This window comes from Metabacillus sp. YM-086 (assembly GCF_048059995.1).
GTDB classification, from domain to species: domain Bacteria; phylum Bacillota; class Bacilli; order Bacillales; family Bacillaceae; genus Metabacillus; species Metabacillus litoralis_B.
Map to the genome: position 1 here is coordinate 23739 of NZ_JBLUOI010000057.1, position 7844 is coordinate 31582.

The following is a 7844-nucleotide window of genomic DNA, read 5'->3' on the forward strand; positions in this document are numbered from 1 at the left end:
AAAAATTTATAAATCATATCTTGATATCATGACTTTCCATTCTTTTTGTATTGGAATGGGGAGTCACTGATAACATATAGACAATCCAAATTTCCCTTATTATATTTTAGAAAATTAAAGTATTTCGTCCTAGAAATGTAAGCGTTAACAGTAAGGGTGTTAAATAGGAGGAAACACTATGAAAAGGAAGATTATTCAGTTATGCATAATTACCTCAATGTTATTTATAGTACAGCTTTCAATTAGTAATAACAAAAAAGTAGAAGCATCCCCAATTACTGACTTTGTATACAGGGATGGAAAAAACCTTATGCTTAATGGAGAAGTATTTAAGTATTCAGGTCCAAATATTTATTGGTTAGGATTGGATGAGAATACTGGTGACACTCAAAGCTATCCTACAGCATTTCGGGTAAATGATGTACTAGATACTGCTGTTGAGATGGGAGCTACAGTTGTTCGTTCACATTCCTTGGGAGCTAGTGTTGGTATTAAGAATGGGTATAGTCTTACACTAAAACCAGAGAAGAACAGCCCTTTAAATGAAGAAGCACTTCGTCGAATAGATTATGCTATTGCAGCTGCTAAAGAACGAGGGTTAAGAATGATTATTCCTTTAGTAGATAATTGGGATTATTATCATGGAGGTAAGAAAACGTGGGTACGTTGGTATGGATATGATGGAAAAGATCAATATGGGAACGACTATCCAGTTGAATGGGATAAATTTTATACTGATATTAATATTATTAATGGATATAAGCAGTATATTTCAGATTTATTAAACCATACCAATGTATATACTGGAATTAAATTAAAGGACGAACCAGCTATTTTAGCTTGGCAAATTGGTAATGAATTAGAAACAGAGACAGATATGTTTCAGGAAAAGCAAAACTGGTATCAAGGAATTGCAAATCATATTCGATCTATTGACAGTAATCATTTAATATCAGCTGGATCTAGATTTGGGGTCGATTGGCCAGCAGTAAAAGTAAATGAGATAGATATTATTGATGCACATTACTATCCACCAAATGTAGATGAATTGAATGCACATGCATTAGATGTGACAAATGCTGGGAAAGCATTCGTGATTGGGGAGTATTCATGGAATACTGGAACGGTAGATAATCTTGAAGATTGGTTATACAAAATAAGAAGTGATTCAAATATATCAGGAGACTCTTACTGGTCATTATTTGGTCATAATGATCAATATGGTTATGTACAACATAATGATGGGTTTACTTTACATTATCCTGGTACGAGTGAGGATATGAAGGAAAGAGCTCAAAAATTACGTGAACACGCATTTTGGATAGATGGTAGAGCAATTCCAAGTCATGGAGTGCCAAGTACTCCTGTCTTAACTAGTAATAATAATGGAACGATTACATGGAGAGGGGCTACTTTTGCTTCTAATTATATTATTCAGCGTTCTACCTCACCTTATGGTCCATGGACAAATGTATGCAATTGCTCACCAACCGACTTAGATACTCCATGGGTAGATCCTACTTATCCAGGGGGAAAGGTATATTATCGGATCAAAGGTGTCAATTTATTTGGAGTAGAGGGGAATTGGTCTTTAGATGTAAGTGCTGGATATAAGCTAATAAATCGGAATAGTGGATTAGTTTTGGATGTTCCGGGATCATCAACACAAAATAACATACAATTACAACAATGGAATGATAATGGAGTTCTAGCCCAACAATTTACATTCGGATTAGTTGAAGAAGGTTTTGAAATGAAAAATGCAAGTAATTGGAAATCTATAGAAGTGGAAAATTATTATAGGCACAGTAATGCAAATATCATTCAGAATGAAGACTTGAATAAGATAAGTCAAAGGTGGATTATTCAAGATCTCCGAAATGGATATTATTCTATTCGGAATGTTTGGAGTAATAAAGCTATGGAGGTTTCAGGTGGAGGTTTGAGTGAGGGGATTGGAATTGTACAATCTGATTTTAATGAAGGTTTAAACCAGCAGTGGCAAGTTATCCGACAGTGGTAGATAATACTTGAACAGAAGACAGCAATTTAAAGTTTTAATAGATAAAATCCTGTGGATAAATTGCCGCAGGATTTTATTTTATTATTTAGGTTTAGCAAATACGATAGTTTATATTTTTATTTTATAAATGATAAAAATATAACTAAAAAATAAGATCGTTAGATTATTTAATAGAGGTTATTCCTTTGTTACCTATATTCATGACAATGATGAACAGGGATAATTTTAATTTATTTTATTTTAGCTTAAATAAAGCGTTTACAAATTTCTGTAATATATCTTATAATAAAAATAATAAAAATAAATAATAAAAATAAAAAAACTTAATTTTGAAAGGGGGGATTTATGGTTTTCTATTTTTAGAGTATTTCTATTTAGTAGAAAAGGAGAGGGAATATGCGGAGAAAAAAGGTGCAAAATAGGTCTATTTCATTGGCATTAATTATTATTCTTTTAATTACTTTTATATCCCCAAATGGGAGTTTTTGGGGTTATAAGGTAGATATTGCTAATGCTGAAGAAAATAATTTAATTACTAATGGTGGTTTTGAAACAGGGGATTTATCAGGCTGGAACACAAGTGAGAGTCCAAAATTTAAAGTAACATTAGATGAATTCAATAAAGGTGATCATTCCCTGGAGGTAAGTGGTCCACAAGATTGGAACGGAATTAAACATACAGTAGAAGTTAAGCCGAATACAGACTATGTACTATCTTTTTATGGAAAAGGTGGAGGGGGAGCAGCGTATAAAGTATTAGCAGCTGATGAATCTACTATTACAGAAAATTATACCGTTGCCCAAGATGAATGGCTTGAGTATGAAGTGAGTTTTAATAGCGGAGAAAATAATAGTGTTATAGTTTACATTTCAGATTCAGGTCAAAAAGCATATTATGATGACTTTACTTTAGCAGAAGAGCTCGAAAATTTAGTTAGTAACGGTGATTTTGAAACAGGCGATTTTTCGGGATGGGATACAGGAGATAATCCTAAATTTTCCATATCAAGTGAGGAGAAAAACTCCGGTGAACATTCATTGGAGGTAAGTGGTCCGCAAGATTGGAACGGAATTAAGCATACAGTAGAAGTAAAGCCGAATACAGATTATGTACTATCTTTTTATGGAAAAGGTGGAGGAGGAGCTGCATATAAAGTATTAGCAGCTGATGAATCTACTATTACAGAGAATTATACCGTTGCACAAGAAGAATGGTTTGAATATGAAGTGAGTTTTAATAGTGGAGATAATGATAAAGTAATAATTTATGTTTCTGACGCTAGTGAAAAAGCATATTACGATGACTTTTATATTGGTGATCCAGTAAGAGGTGAACCCTTACCGTCAGCTCCAATTGTAAGTAACGTTATTATAACAGGAGAAGCGAAAGTAACAAAAAAAATAGTTGGAAATTATGAATATACTCATGAGGCTGGAATAAGTGAAGGATATTCTATATATCGTTGGCTACAATCTGATGGATTAGATGGAGAATATACTAAAATTCAAAAAGCAAATGGAAAAGAGTATGTTCCTACTAATGAATTAATAGATAAATATATAAAATTAGAGGTTACTCCTGTTGATACTGCTGGAATTGCTGGAGAACCTGTACTGAGTGATGCAATTGGTCCTATACAAAGTTCTAGCTTACTAGATGATTTGAAATATAAAATTGAGAATGCTGAGATAATTATTTCTGAGGCTAAAATTGGATCTAAGTACGGGGAATATTCCGAAGATTCGTACAATGAATTTAACCAAACAATATTAAATGCAAAAGATATTTCTGCTGACCCAGAATCGACAGAGGACATAATAAAAAATGAAATAGCAAAAATTGAAGATGCATTGATTGAATTTGAAAAAGCAAGAAATAAAATGGAATCTCCTTTTGATCATTTTATTTCCACCAAGGGTGATAAACTTTTTGATGGAGAAAAAGAATTCCGTTTTATTTCATATAATTATCCTGGAGCTTTGTACAATGAAGATGAGGCAGGAGGGATAATGCCCACAGCCTTTGAACAAGAAGATGCTATTAGAACAATCGAACAAGTTGGTGGGAAAGTATTTAGGACATACTCTTTAACAGTAAAGGACAAAAATGATTCTGAAAACGCTATACGACATATTACTGGTCCTGGACAAATAAACGAAGAAGCATTTAAATCTATGGATAAATTACTGCAGCTTGCTAATGAGTATGAAATTAGAGTAATTATACCTTTCATAGATAATTGGGATTGGCCACCGGGTGGAATTACAGACTTTGCACACTTTAGAGGTAAGGAGAGGTTAGATTTTTACTCAGACCCACAACTAATTGAAGACTTTAAGCTCGTTATGGAAAAGGTATTAAACAGAGTCAATAGTTATACAGGTGTAAAATATAAAGATGATCCAGCAATATTAGCATGGGAAACAGGTAATGAGTTAATGGCTGCACCAGAATGGATGAATGAAATTGCTGCTCATTACAAGAGTATTAATACTAATCAGTTATTAATTTCAGGGAACCAGATGGAATTACCTCATAATTATAAAAATATTACTGATGCGGCATTACAGGATCCAAACATAGATATTGTGAAAAGTCATTATTATAGCGGTAATTATGCAAACAAAGTAATAGAGGATAAAGCAAAAGCTTCCCAGAATGAAAAACCTTTTATAGTTGGTGAATTTGGATTTAAACCAACATCTGAGATAGAGGCTATGTTGGATGAAGTGATAAAAACGGGAACATCTGGAGCAATGCTTTGGAGCCTAAGACCACATAGTTTTAATGGGGGATTTATCCAACATGATGAAATGGTTGTTGATGGTATTTTATATCGTCCTTATCATTGGCCAGGAATGCCTTCTGGTGACTATTATGATGCTTCTAATGTAATGAAGTTACTGAGAGAAAAAGCATATGAGATTCAGGGTGAAGATACTCCAAAATTACCGATACCAGAGCAACCACCAGTCATGTTTGAATCTGATTCTATTTCTAATCTTAGATGGAGAGGATCAACTGGGGCTAGTTCTTATACAGTTGAAAGAAGTGCAAATCCTATAGAGGGATGGGAAGTTGTCGGTGATGGAATTCTTGATGATGTTGCTCCTGGAGAAGATATGTATGCAGATTTAACAGCAGTTTCAGGGAAAGAATACTATTACAGAGTAAAAGGTGTAAATGATAGTGGAGAAAGTCCTTATTCGAATGTAATAGGACCAATTGTTGCAAAATATATATTAAAAGATTCTTTGGATGATCAATCCAAACAATACTATTCTGATGATAAATCTATTACTTATAGAACTCCGAGTTCAATTTTATCATTCACTGTCGATGCTACTGCTAATGGGGGATCTGACTTTAAATTCTATTTATCAAGTGATGGAATTAAGTTTACAGAAGTTACTCCTGAAAAATTAGAATCACAATATAATTTTTCAAGTGTTGAAGTAGATGGTGCAAATCAATTGAAAATTGTATACCCTGATGGAAAAAAAGAAGCAGGAGAGATAAGGAATGTTTCGATTGAATATTTAGGAAATGGAACAGTATTAAAACCGGTTAAACCTTTAATTAATTCAGGCGTACTAGTTGATAATATGGATGATTTAACTAATATGTTTCTTTATAGTGACAATCTAGAATTTAATAATGAAAATAAAGAATTAACTGGCCAAGATCAATCAAAACTTGTTCGTACTAATAGTGAGGAAGCATTTATACAATATAGGACTATAGGAGATATGAATGCCATTAAACTAGAGACATTCAGTGAGTCTAAGCCTAGCGAAAGACAAGGTTTTACTTTCTTTATCTCTACAGATGGGGAAAAATTCGATGAAGTAACTGCTGAAATTAGTTATTTGGGTGGAGAATGGTATAAAACAAATTACAATGTTGAAAACCTCCCAACAAATGTGAAGTATTTGAGAGTGTATTTCCCGGAAGAAAATAATAATTCTCAAATAAGTAAGTTACAAATAGCGGTAGGTTCAGGTAAAATCTCATTTCCTAGTAAGCTACTCCCACATATTATTGATGCAGGAGAACATTACGGAGGAGAGAGTCTATTAGCAAAAGCCTCTTATTCACCAATTCTAAACGGTGGAGATGCTGCTATTGAACTTAACACTTCACCTAAAAATAGTGGTAATTATTCACTGAAATTTGATTATGATCTAGGATCAAAATCATTTGCTGGTTTAGAAAAAGAATTGGAAGTCTTAAATAGAAGTGCTTATGATACCTTGCAATTTTGGGTAAAGCCTGATGGATACAATCGAGATTTAACTTTACTACTAAAAACTGAAGATAATAAAGTTTGGAGAAAAAATGTTTCTATATCAGGTAATCAAAGCACATTTGTTAATATTCCTTTAGATAGTTTCCGACATATAAATAATGAAAACGAAAACATAGATGTTGATAAATTAAAAGGTTTTAGTTTAATAGTTCAGAAGAGTGATGCGCCTGTTAAAGGTAGTTTATTAGTTGATGATATAAGGTTTATACAAACCCGCATAATAGATAATTTTGACTCTTATGAGAATCAAAATGAATTTTTAAATAGGTATGGAAATCGCAATACAGGTGGAGGTACTATTACTGGCACATTAAGTGAAGAGTTCCAAGAAAGTGGGACGCATTCTCTAAAGCTTCAATATGATCTTACTGGACCTGGTTATGCTGGCCTAATAACAGCTTTGCCAAATGTTGATTGGACAGACTTTGAAAAACTTAGATTATGGGTGAAACCTGCGGCATCTTCTGTTAAATTTACTGTGCAAGTAAAAACTGGGTCTAATGAGGTCATGGAGGTCACACGAACTCTAGAAGGAGGGAAGGATCAGCAAATAATTGAGATTCCTTTTGAAGAGTTTGATTATCCAGCATGGTATGGAGGGTCAGGAGATTTAAATCCTAGAGAGATAATTGAATTTAATTTATATTTTGGTCTTGTTGAGGAGCCTGTCGGAACTATGTTTGTTGATTCTATAGAATTAGTTGAAAAAATTAATCCTGGAACAGAACCTGAAACGGACCCAGGAACAGATCCCGGAACGGATCCCGGAACAGATCCCGGAACGGACCCAGGAACAGATCCCGGAACAGATCCCGGAACGGACCCAGGAACAGATCCCGGAACAGATCCCGGAACGGATCCCGGAACGGACCCAGGAACAGATCCCGGAACGGACCCAGGAACAGAACCTGGAACGGACCCAGGAACAGAACCTGGAACGGACCCAGGAACAGATCCCGGAACAGATAAAGAACAAAACAATCCAGAAGCTCTTAACAATGAATTGCCACAAACTGCTTCTAGCATTTTCGATGTGCTAGTTATTGGTATTACTTTGTTACTAATAGGTGGAATATTAATATACACTAGGAAAAGTGTAAAATCATAACATCTAATTATAGAGTTGGCTTATTTTTCTGTTAAGCTAACTCTATTTTTTAGTCATTTAAATTATCAGGATTTAGGAAAGTAGTGAGTTTGAGAAATGAAATACTTTAAATTTATATTATTAGCTAAAAGTTTAAGGTCCATACTCAACAAAATACCTCTCATTAAAGTGGGGGGGAAACTAACGTTAAAGTCAAAATTATTAATATCAATTATCCTTTGCAGTGTTGTTCCAAGTATATTAATAGCGATTTTTGTTTACACAGTTTCGAAAGATTCAATAGAGAAGAAAGTAATCGATATGACAGATGAAATGGGTACCTTACTAACTCAGAACTTAGAGAGGACAATTAAAGATATAGAAGGGATTACATTAATACCTTATTCAAATATTGAATTAATGA

3 protein-coding genes are annotated in these 7844 nt (G+C 33.7%); all 3 read left to right on the forward strand.

What is annotated here, in order from left to right; translation table 11 throughout:
- Positions 1-178: 178 nt before the first annotated feature.
- A complete protein-coding gene (locus ACEWK1_RS20145) occupies positions 179-2023 on the forward strand; it encodes an RICIN domain-containing protein (protein ID WP_416636589.1) in 1845 nt (614 codons plus the stop codon).
- Positions 2024-2419: 396 nt separating this feature from the next.
- Positions 2420-7441, forward strand: a complete 5022-nt coding sequence (locus ACEWK1_RS20150; RefSeq protein ID WP_212136196.1) for a carbohydrate binding domain-containing protein — start codon at positions 2420-2422, stop codon at positions 7439-7441.
- A 96-nt stretch (positions 7442-7537) separates the two neighbouring features.
- A partial coding sequence (locus tag ACEWK1_RS20155) for a hypothetical protein (protein WP_416636590.1) occupies positions 7538-7844 on the forward strand: 307 nt, incomplete at its 3' end.